Origin of the sequence: [Enterobacter] lignolyticus SCF1 (genome assembly GCF_000164865.1) — a bacterium.
In the GTDB taxonomy this organism is placed as follows: Bacteria; Pseudomonadota; Gammaproteobacteria; order Enterobacterales; family Enterobacteriaceae; genus Enterobacter_B; species Enterobacter_B lignolyticus.
This window is the reverse complement of record NC_014618.1, coordinates 2,823,434-2,839,275: the sequence shown is the minus strand read 5'-3', so window position 1 is coordinate 2,839,275 and position 15,842 is coordinate 2,823,434. Positions and strand designations below refer to the sequence as shown.

The window sequence follows — 15,842 nt, the reverse complement described above, 5'->3', positions numbered from 1 at the left end:
CGGGGCGTTTTCTTTTATCGATTTAGAACTAGTCATAGATATAAATAATGAGGTTAATAATTAAATATATTATATAAAATTGTAACTGATATGCTACGGCTATATTATGTCATTGCAGTTTAAATGATTTAATTATTAATAAATTATTTTTTTAAAAAATCTAATTCGAAGAATAAAATTTACGTATTTACACTGTTCCTGGTTGTTAATTTTAACTTAAAGGGAATGGTAATGAAAACACTTCGAATGACATATATTGCGGCAGGTATGGTACTGGCTGGGCTGGTGTCGCCGTCATGGGCGACAGAGACTGGGGGAGTGGTACATTTTTCCGGCCAAATCGTTGATGCAACCTGTGATGTTGCAGCGAGTGCTAACTCCGGTGGGGACGATCAGAATGTAGTGCTGGGGTCGGGTATGATTTCATCAAACTCGTTCACGTCGGGGATTGGTGGTGAATCGGATCCGTCAAGAACGCCTTTCCATATCAATCTGGAAAACTGTAACAGCGATCCCTCCCTTAAGGTCGCGCTGAACTTTACCGGCGCCGGAGCCACGGATGCCAACGATCCGACCGCACTGACGGTTAGTCAGGCAACGGGTGTCGGTATCCGTATCTACCGTGAATCATCCTCGACGCCAATTAATTTCAGCGATGACAGCGCCGAGGCGCAAGCTTCCGCGGTACCGTTACTGGATATTGCAAGCAATGAAAACGGGAACCATACATTCAATTATACCGCAGTTTATGTACAGACCGCACAGCAGATCGTCGCTGGTGAAGCAAACGCCGATGCTAATTATCTGATTACATATTATTAATCGCTATTTCTGTCAGGCCCGGTTGTGCTATTGGCACTACCGGGTTTATTGATTGAGTGAATATTATGAAGCAATGGTTGTTACTGTCCTTTTTGTTTATTTTCACCACCAACGCGCTGGCCGGGGTGGTAATTGGCGGGACTCGTTTTATTTACCCGGATAATGCCAAAGAAATTTCGGTTGAAGTGAGTAACCATAGCGCCAATAAATCCTTCCTGGTACAGGCATGGCTTGAGAATATTGATGAAAGCAAAGCGGCTATTCCCTTTGCTATTACGCCGCCGCTGACGAAAGTGCGGGCGCTGAACAGCAGCCTTTTTCGTGTTATTTACACCGGAGCGCGGGCGCTGCCGGGCGATCGGGAGTCTGTTTTTTGGCTGAATGTGAAGTCTATCCCCGGAATGAGCGAAGACGCCGCTAACACGCCCAATAAGTTGCAGTTTGCCGTTGTCAACCGGGTGAAGCTTCTTTATCGCCCCACGTCGCTGCCCGGCGACGCGAACGAGGCTTACAGTAAGCTGCAGTTTCAGCTTCAGAACTCGCGCCTTACCGTGAGCAATCCAACCCCTTATTACGTTTCGCTCCGTGGCCTGGCGGTGGGCGGCAAACCAGTATTGTTTAGCGGTGAAGGCGCCGTTGTCATGATGATTCCACCGTTTGAACAGCGCCAGTTCACCGCGCAAGGATCGGGAAAAATCACCTGGAATGCCGTCAATGATTATGGCGCAACGACCAAAATGTTAACGAAATGATGCTGTCTGATCATTCACCTGGGAAAGCGCTAAGGGAATATAGCCATGAATATTCGGACAGGAAAACGCATCCGGGCAATCACGCGGCACGGTATTGAATTACGACTAAACACAATCACCAGTCTGGTATTGCTCGCCTGTTCCAGCAGTGCGGTCGCCGGGGAAGTCTTTAATCTGAAATTATTACAAACCGGCCCCGGACAAGCGGATACGCAAGCGCTGAAACAATTTGCCAATAACGGAGGGTTGATCGCCGGGACGTATCGTGTGGATATTACGATCAACCGTAATCGCATCGACCGTAAAGATGTTAACTTTGTGTATAACGCTAAGTTAAAGCAGCTATTTCCCGAATTTACGAAGGCCGACTATGTGGCCATGGGCGTGAAAGCTGACGGTTCCCCGGCTTTTCATGCGTTAGCCAGCGATGCCATCGTGGAAAACCTTGCCGATTATATTCCCGATTCAAAGGTCAGTTTCGAAGAAAACACGTTGCGGCTGAATATTTCAGTACCGCAAATCGCCGTCAATGCTAACGCGATGGGGTACGTCGACCCGCACCTCTGGGACGATGGCCTGCCGATGGCGTTTATGAATTACAGCTACAGCGGCGCGCAAAACTGGCGTCATAACAACGGCGACAATGAAACTGACCAGAGTAATTATCTTAGCCTGACAAACGGTATCAACGTCGGGCCATGGCGTCTGCGCAACGATTCAAGCTATTCGCAGGATAGCGGCTGGCAGAATATCAACACTTACGCCTGGCGCAATATCACCGCGCTGACCAGTAAGCTTACCGTTGGCGACAGCTGGACCGATTCTGATGTGTTCGACAGCATCCAGTTTCGCGGCGCAAAACTTGAGAGCAACGACAATATGTTGCCGTACAGCCTGCGCGGCTTCGCGCCGGTTATTCATGGTGTGACGAAATCCAATGCGCAAGTGACCGTGCGGCAAAACGGTTACATTATATACCAAAGCTATGTGTCGCCTGGTCCGTTTGAAATCCGCGATTTGAATCAGGTCAATTCCGGTGGCGATATGGAAGTCACCGTCAAAGAGTCGGATGGCAGCGAAAATTCCTATATCCAGGCCTCTGCCTCGGTGCCGATTATGCGCCGTGAAGGCTCACTGAAATATAGCGTAGTGGGGGGGAAATACCGTTCTTCCGACGACACCATTGATACGCCGGATTTTGCCCAAGGGACGCTGATTTATGGTCTTCCCTGGGGGATCACTGTGTATGGCGGGGCGCAGGGCGCTGCGGATTATAATGCGCAAGCTATTGGCGCGGGCATTGACCTGGGGAGTATCGGCTCACTCTCTTCTGATGTGACCACGGCGCAAACGACGCGGGTGGGGAATGAGAGCCGCCGCGGTCAGTCATATCGGTTTCAGTACGCTAAGGATTTTGTGGCGACCAGTACCAACATGACGCTGGCCAGTTATCGTTACTCGACAAGTGATTATTATACCTTTGAAGAGGCGCTGACCCACAATAAAGAAACTGGCGATGATAATGACACTTTTGCCTATCGCAACGACTATACCCGCCACCGCCGTTTACAACTGACCATAAGTCAGTCGCTTTCTGATTACGGCCAGCTCTATCTGTCGGGGTATCAGCAGGATTACTGGAATCTTACCGGTAAAGAACGCAGTCTTAACGCTGGCTATAGTTACAGCTGGGAGCGCATGAGTTTTAATGCCAACTACTCATTGACCCGTACGCCGCAAAGTAGCAGCGATCAGCAGTTTGCATTATCCGTGAATATTCCTCTGGATAAATGGCTGCCCGGCGCACGCGTTAGCTACACCAATAACGCCAGTGATGATGGGCGTTCACGTCAGTACGTTTCACTAAGCGGCACCGCGCTGGATGATAAGAATCTGACCTACAGCGTGGGACAAAGCTACGGTAATAAAGGGGTGGGTTATGGCGGTAATGTGGGCGGAGGGTATCGCTCAAGCATTGGCAATATTAACGCATCGTACAGCTACGACAACAACAGCGAACAGCTGAATTATGGCGTTCAGGGCGCGATTGTTATGCACCCTTATGGTGTAACGCTGGCGCAATCATTAGGTGATGCTTCAGTTCTGGTGCGCGCGCCAGGCGTCAAAGGGTTGGGGGTTACCAGCGGCACTGCCGTGTATACCGATGCCCGAGGATATTCGGTCATTCCTTATGCGTCTACGTTCCAGCGTAACACAATCTCCATAAAGACTCGCTCGCTTGCCAGCAATGCGGAAATACAGATGCCATCGCAGGAGGTGATTCCAACGGAAGGGGCATTAGTGCTGGCGAACTTTGATACTCGTATTGGTAAACGCTTGTTGGTCAATGTCATGTATCACGGTGCGTCGATACCGTTTGGCGCAGTGATTTCAGCGTCTGAGGGTAATTTCTCTACACTGGCGGGTGAAAATGGCCAGGTGTATTTAACGGGTGTGAATGACGGCGATGTTTTTATCGCGAAATGGGGGAAGAACGCGGGTGAAACGTGTCGTATAGCACTGACGCCATCGACGTTGTCCGGAAAACAGACCGTAAGCAATCTGTATATAACTGCGGCTAATTGTGAATAATATATATGATTAATAGAACTGCGTATCGTCAGGATTGTCTTTTCAGGAGAGTGGGAAGATGGCTAGTACGAATTGCTTTAGCAATCTTTTTTTCTTCCTTCAGTATGTGTTACGCGCAAACCTGTACGATTTCTGGTAGCCCAGGTACTGCCACTTTCTTAAATAATGTGCCTGACGCTTCATTAGGGCGAGATACGGCGTTTGGTACGTTACTGGATGATCAAAGCAAACACACTACCGAATCGGGGATAATTAGCTGCACGGGATCGGGGGATATTAGCTATCATGAAGGTTTTCCAACCGACCCTGGCCAGGCTGTTTCTGTACCCGGCGAAGTGGATGGTTGTATGTTCAATATACCGTTGACAGATGGAACCCCCTCAGGGTTAGGACTCGCAATTTATTACGATCTTGACCCGATCAGCGATACGCCATCAAAACAATACTGTATGAAAGCGATGAGATACAGTAGTGCCGGTGTGGCGGGAAAAACGGAACAAGGTAATTTCAGACTGGTTATCAGAGTGGTCGGTCCGTTACATAGCGGCGTTGCGGATTTAACAAAGTTTAACGGTAGTGGAATTTGGTGGGATCAGGCTCAGGGAATCGAGTTATGGTTTGATAATATCAATATTAATCTCACTGCGTTGAGTTGCGATCTCAATACCCCCGATATTCCGGTTAACTTAACGCCTGGTGGTAATATTAACGCCCGCACGACCTTTACCGGGATAAACTCCACATCAACACCGGTTGATTTTAATATTGAGTTGAACTGCGAACAGGGAACAAACGTAGCCATTCAGTTTACCGGTCAGACGATTACAGGAAATCAGCAGGCGTTACAGCTCACCAGTCAGGCAAATTCAGCCAGTGGATTGGGTATTCAGATTTTAAACCAACAAGGGAATGCGATCACATTTAACCCCATCACGCCGGATATCGTGGCAAATGATGTGGCAAAAGGGATTGTGAATATTCCCTACAAAGCGCGTTATATTCAGATAGAGGCTCAGGTGAACGCCGGTCAGGCCGATGCGGACGCTAATTTCACCCTGACCTATCCCTGAGTATCGTCATCGTCATACCGTTTCAGTTGCAGAAACGGTATGACGTTCGGCGATCACAGTGGCTGTTCGCTGGCGTTATAAAGACGGGTAACATCGACCGGCATTCCCGAACGCACCTTCATCACGTTTTCCATTACCGTGCTGTCCGTTTGCGGCGCATCTTTGAACGCCTGCAGGGTAGCGTTAAGCACGATAGGCAGACGCTGTGGGTCGTCGTTGATCTGCTGCGACAGCGGCTGATGAACCTCAACAAGGTGGATGCCGCCGGGTTCGACCGAGGCTTTGATCGGCGTATTGATGATATTCACCTTAGTGCCTGGCGAAACCTGTTTAAACAGCGTCTCGATATCGCCGTCACGCAGGCGAATGCAACCGGAGCTGACGCGCATACCGATACCGAAATCCGCATTGGTGCCGTGCAGCAGATAGACGCCGCCATAGGCCGCCAGACGAATTGCATGATGGCCCATCGGGTTATCTGGTCCGGCGGGCACCACTGCCGGCAGCTCGATACCGTTGGCTTTGTAGCGGGCGCGAATGTTGGCCGTCGGCGTCCAGGTGGGATTGGCGCGCTTATCGGACACGGTGGTCACCATGGTCGGGGTCAGTGTATCGCCGCCGAGCTGGCCTATCCCTATGGGGTACACCGTGACGCTGTTTTGCCCCGGTGGGTAGTAGTAGAGGCGCAGCTCCGCCAGGTTAATGACGATGCCTTCACGCGGCGCGTCGGGCAGCAGCGTTTGCAGCGGAATAGTCAGAACGCTACCGGCACGGGGTACATAAGGGTCGACGCCCGGGTTCGCCTGCAGTAGCGCCAGGAAGCCGACGTTATATTTTTTGGCAATCGCTTCCAGCGAGCCGCCGTCATCCTCGACCACATGAAAACGATTTTCACCGACCAGACGGCTTCCGGCAGAGGGAAGAGGCCAGGTATTGGCGTGCGCCGGTAGCGCCAGCGCAACAGTTGCGGCAAGCGCTAACAGCGCCAGCCAGCGAGAAAAATGCGTTGTTGTTATCATCACCAAAATCCATCACCGTGAGTGTCCACGTCATCCTTCAGGCTGCCTTGATGCAACTTGAATGATTTTGTGCGTATGTATCAATAAACGGTCATTATGACGTCACGTCATGTCGGGATATTTCGATGAATTGCAAAGAGTTTGTAAATCTCCCCCGGCGGCCTCAGCGCCGCCGGGGGAGGAAGACTCAGGCGATAGCGTTCTCTTCCAGCTGCTGCATGAAGCTACGCACCCAGTCCATTCGGGTTTTCCGCTCGCCGAGCTCCTGAAAGAACTTGAGCCGCGTCGGCCCGTCGAGGCGGAAGTGCTGAGGCTGTTTTTGCAGCAGGCCGATAAGCCATGCCGGGTTGACATGGTTTTTCTCGCCAAACTCAATGACGCCGCCTTTCTCATTCCCTTCGAGCTTGCGGATCCCCAGCTTCTGCGCCTGCTGGCGAAGGCGGGCGATATCCAGCAGATTGCGGGCGGCGTCCGGCAGCAGGCCAAAGCGGTCGATCAGCTCAACTTTGATCTCGTCCAGCTCCTGTTCGCGCTTCGCGCTGGCGATGCGCTTGTAGAACGACAGGCGGGTGTTGACGTCAGGAATAAAGTCATCCGGCAGCAGCGACGGCATCCGCAGCTCCACGTCGGTTTGCTGGCTGGTGAGGTCCTCAAGCGACGGCTCGCGTCCGGCTTTGAGGGCGTCGACAGCGTTTTCCAGCAGCTCCATATACAGAGAAAAACCGATGGTTTCCATCTGACCGCTCTGGTCTTCGCCGAGCAGCTCGCCCGCGCCGCGGATCTCCAGGTCGTGGGTTGCCAGCGCGAAACCGGCGCCCAAATCCTCCAGCGACGCAATCGCCTCCAGACGCTTTTGCGCATCGGTGGTCATCGCTTTCGGGTGCGGCGTCAGCAGCCAGGCGTAGGCCTGGTGGTGGGAGCGTCCCACACGACCGCGCAGCTGGTGTAGCTGCGCCAGACCAAAGTGGTCCGCCCGCTCGATGATAATGGTGTTGGCGGTCGGGATATCGATACCGGTTTCGATAATCGTGGTGCATACCAGCACGTTAAAGCGCTGGTGGTGGAAATCGTTCATCACGCGCTCCAGCTCGCGCTCGCGCATCTGCCCGTGACCAATGGCGATCCGCGCTTCCGGCACCAGCTCCGCCAGCCGGTCCGCCGCTTTCTGGATATTTTCGACATCGTTATACAGGTAATAGACCTGGCCGCCGCGCAGGATTTCACGCAGCATCGCCTCGCGCACTACCAGGCTGTCGTATTCGCGCACGAAGGTTTTTACCGCCAGGCGACGCGCCGGCGGCGTGGCGATGATCGACAGGTCGCGCATTCCGCTCATCGCCATATTCAGGGTTCGCGGGATAGGCGTGGCGGTCAGCGTCAGGATATCGACGTCGGCGCGCATCGCCTTGATGCGCTCTTTGTGGCGCACGCCGAAGCGGTGCTCTTCATCGACGATAAGCAGGCCTAAATCTTTCCACTTCACGTCGCTTTGCAGCAGCTTATGGGTGCCGATGAGAATATCGATTTTGCCTTCGCTCGCCTGCTCCAGGATCAGCGACTGCTCTTTAGCGCTGCGAAAGCGCGAGAGCATCTCGATGCGCACCGGCCAGTTGGCGAAGCGGTCGCGGAAGTTGTCGTAGTGCTGCTGGGCGAGCAGGGTGGTCGGCACCAGCACGGCCACCTGCTTGTTATTCTCCACCGCGAGGAAGGCGGCGCGCATGGCGACTTCGGTTTTGCCGAAGCCGACATCGCCGCACACCAGGCGGTCCATGGCCAGCGGCTGGCACATATCGCTCAGGACGGCGTTAATGGCCTGCGCCTGGTCCGGCGTGGTTTCAAACGGGAAGCTGTCGCAGAACAGCTGATACTGTTCCCGATCGTGCCGGAAGGCGTAGCCCTCTTTCGCCGCGCGCTGGGCATAGATATCCAGCAGCTCGGCCGCCACGTCGCGAACCTTCTCCGCCGCTTTCTGCCGCGCGCGGGCCCAGGCGTCGCCGCCCAGTTTGTGCAACGGCGCATTCTCTTCGGCGCCGCCCGCGTAGCGGCTGATCAGGTGCAGCGACGACACCGGTACGTACAGCTTCGCATCGCTGGCGTAGGTCAGCATCAGGTACTCGCCTTTGATGCCGCCCGCTTCCAGCGTGGTCATCCCGGCGTAGCGCCCGACGCCGTGCTCAAGGTGCACTACCGGCTGGCCCGGGTGCAGCTCCGCCAGGTTGCGGATAAGCGTATCCGGGTTGATGGTCCGGCGGGTATCCTGGCGCCGGCGGGCGACGCGTTCGCCCAGCAGGTCGCTCTCGCAAACCAGCGCCCGGTTGCGCAGGGTATCGATATACCCGTGCTCCGCGGCGCCGATCATCAGATAGCGGCCGTTGCCGCTGGCGTCGTCAAGACGCTGGATGCGCTTTGGCGCAAGCTTAATGCGTGACAGCAGCTCGCCCAGCGACTCACGGCGACCCTCGCTTTCGACGGAGAAAATCACCGGGCCGTCAAAGGATTCAAGAAAACGGCGCAGGCTGTCGAGCGGCGCTTTCTGCTGCGCCTGCACCGCCACGTCCGGCAGCGTCTGGTAGCCCAGATTCACGTGAGCGGCCTTGTCGCTTAGCGGCTCGGTTTTGAGCTGCACACGCGGCCAGTGCTTCAGTTCGCTGAACAGATCATCGCGCTTGAGCCACAGCAGCTCCGGCTCCAGCAGCGGGCGCATCGGGTCCACGCCGCGGCTTGCAAAACGCGCGCGGGTGTCCGCCTGGAAGCGTTCGGCGCTGGCGTCGGTATCGCCGGTGGTGACAATCAGCGTATTGGCCGGGAAGTAGCTGAACAGGGCCGGCAGCGGTTCGCTGAAAAACAGCGGCTGCCAGTATTCAATGCCGGTCGGCAGGGTGCCCTTGCTGACCTGCTGATAGATATGCTCGGCGTCGCGCTTGACGTCGAACCTGTCGCGCCACTGGCTGCGGAACAACTCGATGGCGGTTTTGTCGGTCGGAAATTCGTGGGCCGGCAGCAGGTTGATGGCCTCGACCTCTTCCAGCGTCCGCTGGGTATCGGCGTCAAACAGGCGCAGGCTGTCGATTTCATCGTCGAAAAAGTCCAGGCGGTAGGGCTGCTCGCTGCCCATCGGGAACAGGTCCAGCAGCGCGCCGCGGGTGGCGTATTCGCCGTGCTCCATCACCTGATCGACATGACGGTATCCGGCGCTGTCGAGCTGGGCGCGCAGCGCGTCCCGGGACAGACGCTGGCCTTTTTTCATCACCAGCGCATGGCCGTGCAGGTAGCTGTGCGGGCAGACCCGCTGCATGAGCGTATTAACCGGAACAATCAGCACGCCGCGCTGCATCGCGGGCAGCTGATAGAGCGTCGACAGACGCGAGGAGATAATTTCCTGATGCGGGGAAAAACTGTCGTACGGGAGCGTTTCCCAGTCCGCAAGGCTCATCACCATCTGGTCGGTAAACTGCCTGATTTCATCGTACAGCCGCAGGGCATTTTGCATATCTGGCGTCACCAGCACCACCGGACCACGGTGGCGCTCGACGATTTCCGCGACTTCCGTTGCGCAGGCGGCGCCAGTTAACTCGCCCAGCAGGCGCTGTTCGCCGGGTTTGGTCGGTAGGGCATAACGAGCTTGTTCAGGCATAGTCGACGAACGTTCTCCAGAAAGCCGTGATTTCACGGTAATAATATAAATTTGCTGTACTTATTATCCGTGATGGCGGCGGGAGTGCAACCGCTTAAAATGCCCCGGGCGTTTGCGTGAGATTTTCTGCCGCCTGGGCTGGCTGAGCTTGCGGTACTGCTGCAAAAACATGCCGGCGAATCATCAGACTGCGGGGAGCGCGCCATAGCGTTGCAGCTGACGACAGTGCGGACGCGCCAGCGCAATGACCGTCGTTAACGCCCCCAGCAACGCACAAAACATATCCGATTGCGTATCCCACGGGTCGCCCTGGGTGCCGAGGAAATCATCTGCGCCTTGCCCCATCGCCAGCGCGGCCCACCACTCGATAAGCTCATAGGTGGCGCTGATCGCCAGCGCCACGCAGCACACCAGAAATGCCAGCATTTTGCGGCCCTGCACGATGCCCCCGCGCAGCAGAATTTCACGCGCCGCCAGCGCCGGAACCAGTCCCTGGAAAAAGTGGCCCAGTTTGTCATACGGGTTGCGGCTCAGGTTTAACCATTCCTGCACGTCAAAGCCAATGGGCACTTTAGCGTAGGTATACTGACCGCCGACCATCAGGATGATGGCGTGGCAGAAAATCAGCGCATAAAGCAGCGGGGTCAGCGGATAGCGTTGCGCAGTGAAAAGCAGCAGCGGGACGAGGATAATCACTGGGGTGACCTCCATCAGCCAGGTCACTTTTTCAGCGGCGCTCACGCCGGTATAGACCAGAAACAGCGCCAGCAGCAGGGCGCCAGAGCGTAAAATCAGCGGGTTAACGGTGCGGTTCATCATGAATGTGCGAAGCGTTGAGGAAAACGTCACTATTGACCACCCCGACATAAATTTCAACATTCGCGCCGCCTCGCGGCGAATTGTCAGGCTTGCGCTTACGGTTCAGTCATTTACCCATCCCCCTTTCGCTTATATACTCGTGCTTCTGCTATCAGCAACCAGACGGATTACATGTACCAACCTGTCGCACTATTCATTGGCCTGCGCTATATGCGCGGCCGCGCAGCCGACCGCTTCGGTCGCTTTGTCTCCTGGCTGTCGACTATCGGCATTACGCTTGGCGTAATGGCGCTGGTGACCGTACTGTCGGTCATGAACGGTTTTGAGCGCGAGCTGCAAAACAACATCCTGGGGCTGATGCCGCAGGCCATTATCAGCTCCGAACAGGGGTCGATTAACCCGCAGCAGCTCCCCGCCAGCGCGCTGAAGCTGCAGGGCGTGGACCGCGTCGCGCCGCTGACGACCGGCGACGTGGTGCTGCAGAGCGCGCGCAGCGTGGCGGTCGGCGTGATGCTGGGGATCGACCCGGCGCAGAACGATCCGCTGACGCCGTACCTGGTCAATATTAAACAAACCGACCTTGCCGCCGGCCAGTACAACGTGATCCTCGGCGAGCAGCTTGCCGGTCAGCTTGGGGTTAATCGCGGGGATCAGATCCGCGTCATGGTGCCGTCGGCGAGCCAGTTTACGCCGATGGGCCGTATTCCGAGCCAGCGCCTGTTCAACGTCATCGGCACCTTTGCCGCCAACAGCGAAGTGGACGGCTACCAGATGCTGGTCAATATCCAGGACGCCTCGCGCCTGATGCGCTACCCGGCAGGCAACATTACCGGCTGGCGTCTGTGGCTGGACAAGCCGCTACAGGTGGATACCCTGAGCCAGCAGACGCTGCCGCAGGGCACTCAATGGCAGGACTGGCGCGAGCGTAAGGGCGAGCTGTTCCAGGCCGTGCGGATGGAAAAGAATATGATGGGGCTGCTGCTGAGCCTGATTGTCGCGGTCGCCGCTTTTAACATCATCACCTCGCTGGGGCTGATGGTGATGGAGAAGCAGGGCGAGGTCGCCATTTTGCAGACCCAGGGGCTGACCCCGCGGCAGATCATGGCGGTCTTCATGGTGCAGGGCGCCAGCGCGGGCGTGATTGGCGCGCTGCTGGGGGCTGTCCTTGGCGTACTGCTGGCAAGCCAGCTGAATAACCTGATGCCGATCCTCGGCGCTTTCATTGATGGCGGCGCGCTGCCGGTGGCTATCGAGCCGCTGCAGGTGGTCGTTATCGCGCTGGTGGCGATGCTGCTGGCGCTGCTTTCTACGCTTTATCCTTCATGGCGCGCTGCCGCCACCCAACCCGCTGAGGCTTTACGTTATGAATAAGATCCTGTTGCAATGCGACAACCTGTGCAAACGCTATCAGGAAGGCAACGTGCAGACCGACGTGCTGCACAACGTCAGTTTCAGCATTGATGAAGGCGAGATGATGGCGATCGTCGGCAGCTCCGGCTCCGGCAAAAGTACGCTGCTGCATCTGCTGGGTGGGCTGGATACGCCGACCTCCGGCGACGTTATCTTTAGCGGCAAAGCGCTGAGCGCGATGTCGCTGGCGGCGAAAGCCGAATTACGCAACCGCGAGCTGGGCTTTATCTATCAGTTCCACCATCTGCTGCCGGATTTTACCGCCGAGGAAAACGTGGCGATGCCGCTGCTGATCGGCAAAAAGAAGGCCAGCGAAATTCAGGCGCGCGCCAGGGCGATGCTCAACGCAGTCGGGCTTGACCACCGCCGCAGCCACCGTCCGTCGGAGCTCTCCGGCGGCGAACGGCAGCGCGTGGCGATTGCCCGTGCGCTGGTCAATAACCCGCGTCTGGTGCTGGCCGATGAGCCGACCGGCAACCTTGACGCCCGCAATGCTGACAGCATTTTCCAGCTCCTCGGCGAGCTGAATTCGCAGCAGGGCACCGCGTTCCTGGTCGTGACCCATGACCTGCAGCTGGCGAAGCGCATGAACCGCCAGCTGGAGATGCGCGATGGCCACCTGAGCGCAGATATGACCCTGATGGGGGCTGATTAATGGCTTCTCCGTTATCTTTGCTGATCGGCCTGCGTTTTAGCCGCGGGCGGCGGCGCGGCGGCATGGTGTCGCTGATTTCCGTGATCTCGACCGTGGGGATCGCGCTCGGCGTTGCGGTACTGATCGTCGGCCTTAGCGCGATGAACGGCTTCGAACGTGAGCTGAATAACCGTATTCTGGCGGTGGTGCCGCACGGCGAGATTGAGCCGGTCCATCAGCCGTGGAACAACTGGCGCGACGCGCTGGCGAAGGTGCAGAAGGTGAAAGGCATTGCCGCCGCCGCGCCGTACATCAACTTTACCGGGCTGATTGAGAGCGGCAGCAACCTGCGCGCGATTCAGGTCAAGGGCGTTGATCCGGTTGAGGAGATGCAGCTCAGCGCGCTGCCGAAATACGTGCAGAACAACGCCTGGGCCGATTTTAAAGCCGGCGGGCAGCAGATCATTCTGGGCAAGGGCGTTGCCGATGCGCTGAAGGTTAAGCAGGGCGACTGGGTCTCTATCATGATCCCGAACTCTGACGCGGAGCATCAGCTGCTGCAGCCAAAACGCGTGCGTCTGCATGTCGCCGGGATTTTGCAGCTCAGCGGCCAGCTCGATCACAGCTTTGCGATGATCCCGATGGCGGACGCCCAGCAGTATCTGGACATGGGCAGCAGCGTGACCGGTATCGCCATCAAAGTGAACGACGTGTTTAACGCCAATAAGCTGGTCCGCGATGCCGGGGAAGTGACCAACAGCTACGTCTATATCAAAAGCTGGATCGGGACCTATGGCTATATGTATCGTGATATCCAGATGATCCGTGCCATTATGTATCTGGCGATGGTGCTGGTGATCGGCGTTGCCTGCTTCAATATCGTCTCCACGCTGGTGATGGCGGTGAAGGACAAGAGCGGCGACATCGCGGTGCTGCGTACGCTGGGGGCGAAAGATGGCCTCATCCGCGCGATTTTCGTCTGGTACGGACTGCTGGCCGGGCTGTTCGGCAGCCTGTGCGGCGTGGTGATTGGCGTTATCTGCGCGCTGCAGCTCACCCCGATTATCAAAGGCATTGAGCACCTGATTGGCCATCAGTTCCTGTCGGGTGATATCTATTTTATTGACTTCCTGCCGTCCGAACTGCACTGGCTGGATGTTATTTATGTGCTGGTCACAGCACTGGCGTTGAGCCTGCTGGCAAGCTGGTATCCTGCCCGCCGCGCCAGCCGTATCGACCCTGCGAGGGTGCTGAGCGGCCAGTAATTTACCGTCACGGCTGGGTTCAGCCGAAAAGAGGAATTACTGTTATGTATTACGGATTTGACATTGGCGGCAGCAAAATTGCGCTGGGCGTGTTTGACGGGCAGCGGCGTTTACAGTGGGAAAAACGCGTTCCCACGCCGCGCGACAGCTACGAATCATTCCTGCAGGCCGTCGTGAGCCTTGTCGCCGAAGCGGATGCGCGCTTCGGCGGGCAGGGGAGCGTCGGCATTGGTATTCCGGGGATGCCGGAAACCGCCGACGGCACGCTGTATGCCGCCAATGTTCCCGCCGCCAGCGGCAGGCCGCTGCGCGCCGACCTTAGCGCCCGTCTCGGGCGCGATGTTCGCCTGGATAACGATGCCAACTGCTTCGCGCTGTCGGAAGCCTGGGATGACGAGTTCACCCGCTATTCGCTGGTGATGGGGCTGATTCTGGGGACCGGCGTCGGCGGCGGCATTGTGCTGAACGGAAAATCGATTACCGGGCATAGCTATATTACCGGCGAATTTGGCCATATCCGCCTGCCGGTCGATGCGCTGGAGGTGGTGGGGCGTGATTTTCCGCTGACCCGCTGCGGCTGCGGGCAGCTGGGCTGTATCGAGAACTACCTTTCCGGCCGCGGTTTCGCCTGGCTGTACGAACACTATTACCAGCAGCCTCTGTCGTCGCCGGAGATCGTCGCGCTCTGGGAGCTGGGGGACGCAAAGGCCCGCGCCCACGTTGAGCGCTATCTTGATTTGCTGGCCGTGTGTCTTGGTAATATTCTGACCATTGTCGACCCGGATTTAGTGGTGATCGGCGGCGGTTTGTCTAACTTTAGCGCCATAACCGACGGGCTGGCGGGACGACTGCCGCGCCATCTGTTATCCGTCGCGCGCGTTCCCCGCATTGAGCGGGCGCGTCATGGCGATGCCGGAGGAATGCGCGGCGCTGCGTTCCTTCACCTTACTGACTAACAAAGGGGCTATTATGCTGTCGCGCCGCCAACATCGACTCAGTCGTTTTCGCCGTAATAAACGTCGGCTGCGTGAACGTCTGCGCCAGCGGATTTTTTTCAGAGACCGGGTGCCTGAGACGCTTGATAAACCCAGAGTCGTCGTGCTGACGGGGGCGGGTATCTCCGCCGAATCCGGGATCCGCACCTTCCGCGCGGCGGACGGCCTGTGGGAAGAGCATCGGGTAGAGGATGTGGCGACGCCGGAGGGCTTTGCCCGCGATCCGGCGCTGGTGCAGGCGTTCTACAACGCGCGCCGCCGCCAGCTGCAGCAGCCGGAGATTGCGCCTAACCCGGCGCATCAGGCGCTGGCGCGGTTGGAAGCGGCGCTCGGCGACCATTTCCTGCTGGTGACGCAAAACATCGACAACCTGCATGAGCGGGCCGGCAATCAGCGCATCATCCACATGCACGGCGAGCTGCTGAAGGTTCGCTGCTCCTGGAGCGGCCAGGTGCTGGAGTGGACGGGCGATGTCACCACCGACGACCGCTGCCACTGCTGCCAGTTTCCGGCGCCGCTGCGTCCGCATGTGGTGTGGTTTGGCGAAATGCCGCTGGGCATGGACGACATCTACGGCGCGCTGGCGACGGCCGATATTTTTATCGCTATCGGCACCTCGGGCCATGTCTATCCCGCCGCCGGGTTTGTTCATGAGGCCCGGCTGCACGGCGCGCATACGGTGGAGCTGAACCTCGAGCCAAGCCAGGTCGGCAGCGAGTTTGAGGAGAAGCACTACGGTCTGGCCAGTGACGTGGTGCCGGCCTTTATCGATAAGCTCCTGCAGGAGCTGTAAGTAAAAAAAAGCGGAGCCAGGTGGCTCCGCTTTTGTC

The 15,842-nt window shown here is 57.0% G+C and carries 12 protein-coding genes; 9 read left to right on the top strand and 3 right to left on the bottom strand.

The window, feature by feature from the left end; translation table 11 throughout:
- The first annotated feature begins 231 nt into the window (after positions 1-231).
- The 4 genes from ENTCL_RS13335 (at position 232) to ENTCL_RS13320 (ending at position 5,236) form a co-directional block, all read left to right on the top strand.
- A complete protein-coding gene (locus ENTCL_RS13335) occupies positions 232-822 on the top strand; it encodes a fimbrial protein (protein WP_013366665.1) in 591 nt (196 codons plus the stop codon).
- A gap of 65 nt (positions 823-887) precedes the next feature.
- Positions 888-1,574: a fimbrial biogenesis chaperone gene (locus ENTCL_RS13330; RefSeq protein WP_013366664.1), complete on the top strand. Its 687-nt coding sequence runs from the start codon at positions 888-890 to the stop codon at positions 1,572-1,574.
- 45 nt (positions 1,575-1,619) lie between these two features.
- Positions 1,620-4,166, top strand: coding sequence for a fimbria/pilus outer membrane usher protein (locus tag ENTCL_RS13325; RefSeq protein WP_013366663.1), 2,547 nt, complete (start codon positions 1,620-1,622; stop codon positions 4,164-4,166).
- 5 nt (positions 4,167-4,171) lie between these two features.
- Positions 4,172-5,236, top strand: a complete 1,065-nt coding sequence (locus tag ENTCL_RS13320) for a fimbrial protein (protein ID WP_081449265.1) — start codon at positions 4,172-4,174, stop codon at positions 5,234-5,236.
- A 53-nt stretch (positions 5,237-5,289) separates the two neighbouring features.
- Here ENTCL_RS13320 and ldtC read toward each other — a convergent pair whose 3' ends face one another.
- The 3 genes from ldtC to ENTCL_RS13305 form a co-directional block, all read right to left on the bottom strand.
- Positions 5,290-6,255, bottom strand: coding sequence for a L,D-transpeptidase LdtC (gene ldtC / locus ENTCL_RS13315; protein ID WP_013366661.1), 966 nt, complete (start codon positions 6,253-6,255; stop codon positions 5,290-5,292).
- A 187-nt stretch (positions 6,256-6,442) separates the two neighbouring features.
- The gene (gene mfd / locus ENTCL_RS13310; RefSeq protein ID WP_013366660.1) at positions 6,443-9,889 is read right to left on the bottom strand and encodes a transcription-repair coupling factor; all 3,447 of its coding nucleotides are present in this window, start codon (positions 9,887-9,889) and stop codon (positions 6,443-6,445) included.
- 183 nt (positions 9,890-10,072) lie between these two features.
- Positions 10,073-10,705 carry a DUF2238 domain-containing protein gene (locus tag ENTCL_RS13305; RefSeq protein WP_044612139.1) on the bottom strand — a complete coding sequence of 211 codons (633 nt, stop codon included), beginning with the start codon at positions 10,703-10,705 and terminating at the stop codon, positions 10,073-10,075.
- Positions 10,706-10,879: 174 nt separating this feature from the next.
- Between ENTCL_RS13305 and lolC the strand changes: the two genes are divergently transcribed.
- Genes lolC through cobB form a run of 5 tightly spaced genes read left to right on the top strand, consistent with a single transcriptional unit; the run spans position 10,880 to position 15,805 of the window.
- Positions 10,880-12,079: a lipoprotein-releasing ABC transporter permease subunit LolC gene (lolC, locus tag ENTCL_RS13300; protein ID WP_013366658.1), complete on the top strand. Its 1,200-nt coding sequence runs from the start codon at positions 10,880-10,882 to the stop codon at positions 12,077-12,079.
- On the top strand, positions 12,072-12,773 hold the full coding sequence (gene lolD, locus ENTCL_RS13295) for a lipoprotein-releasing ABC transporter ATP-binding protein LolD (RefSeq protein ID WP_013366657.1): 702 nt from the start codon (positions 12,072-12,074) through the stop codon (positions 12,771-12,773). The genes lolC and lolD overlap by 8 nt, the downstream gene beginning before the upstream one ends.
- Positions 12,773-14,017, top strand: a complete 1,245-nt coding sequence (lolE, locus tag ENTCL_RS13290; RefSeq protein ID WP_013366656.1) for a lipoprotein-releasing ABC transporter permease subunit LolE — start codon at positions 12,773-12,775, stop codon at positions 14,015-14,017. Before lolD ends, lolE begins: the two co-directional genes overlap by 1 nt.
- Before the next feature lie 44 nt (positions 14,018-14,061).
- A complete protein-coding gene (nagK, locus tag ENTCL_RS13285; protein WP_013366655.1) occupies positions 14,062-14,973 on the top strand; it encodes an N-acetylglucosamine kinase in 912 nt (303 codons plus the stop codon).
- 13 nt (positions 14,974-14,986) lie between these two features.
- A complete protein-coding gene (gene cobB / locus ENTCL_RS13280; protein WP_044612138.1) occupies positions 14,987-15,805 on the top strand; it encodes a Sir2 family NAD+-dependent deacetylase in 819 nt (272 codons plus the stop codon).
- Positions 15,806-15,842 lie beyond the last annotated feature (37 nt).

What these genes read in the sequence shown, in the direction of transcription:
- lolE (WP_013366656.1), top strand. Translation starts at nt 12,773, where the DNA reads ATGGCTTCTCCGTTATCTTTGCTGATCGGCCTGCGTTTTAGCCGCGGG.
- lolD (WP_013366657.1), top strand. Translation starts at nt 12,072, where the DNA reads ATGAATAAGATCCTGTTGCAATGCGACAACCTGTGCAAACGCTATCAG.
- ENTCL_RS13335 (WP_013366665.1), top strand. Translation starts at nt 232, where the DNA reads ATGAAAACACTTCGAATGACATATATTGCGGCAGGTATGGTACTGGCT.
- ENTCL_RS13330 (WP_013366664.1), top strand. Translation starts at nt 888, where the DNA reads ATGAAGCAATGGTTGTTACTGTCCTTTTTGTTTATTTTCACCACCAAC.
- ENTCL_RS13325 (WP_013366663.1), top strand. Translation starts at nt 1,620, where the DNA reads ATGAATATTCGGACAGGAAAACGCATCCGGGCAATCACGCGGCACGGT.
- ENTCL_RS13305 (WP_044612139.1), bottom strand. Translation starts at nt 10,705, where the DNA reads ATGAACCGCACCGTTAACCCGCTGATTTTACGCTCTGGCGCCCTGCTG.
- mfd (WP_013366660.1), bottom strand. Translation starts at nt 9,889, where the DNA reads ATGCCTGAACAAGCTCGTTATGCCCTACCGACCAAACCCGGCGAACAG.
- ldtC (WP_013366661.1), bottom strand. Translation starts at nt 6,255, where the DNA reads ATGATAACAACAACGCATTTTTCTCGCTGGCTGGCGCTGTTAGCGCTT.
- nagK (WP_013366655.1), top strand. Translation starts at nt 14,062, where the DNA reads ATGTATTACGGATTTGACATTGGCGGCAGCAAAATTGCGCTGGGCGTG.
- ENTCL_RS13320 (WP_081449265.1), top strand. Translation starts at nt 4,172, where the DNA reads ATGATTAATAGAACTGCGTATCGTCAGGATTGTCTTTTCAGGAGAGTG.
- lolC (WP_013366658.1), top strand. Translation starts at nt 10,880, where the DNA reads ATGTACCAACCTGTCGCACTATTCATTGGCCTGCGCTATATGCGCGGC.
- cobB (WP_044612138.1), top strand. Translation starts at nt 14,987, where the DNA reads ATGCTGTCGCGCCGCCAACATCGACTCAGTCGTTTTCGCCGTAATAAA.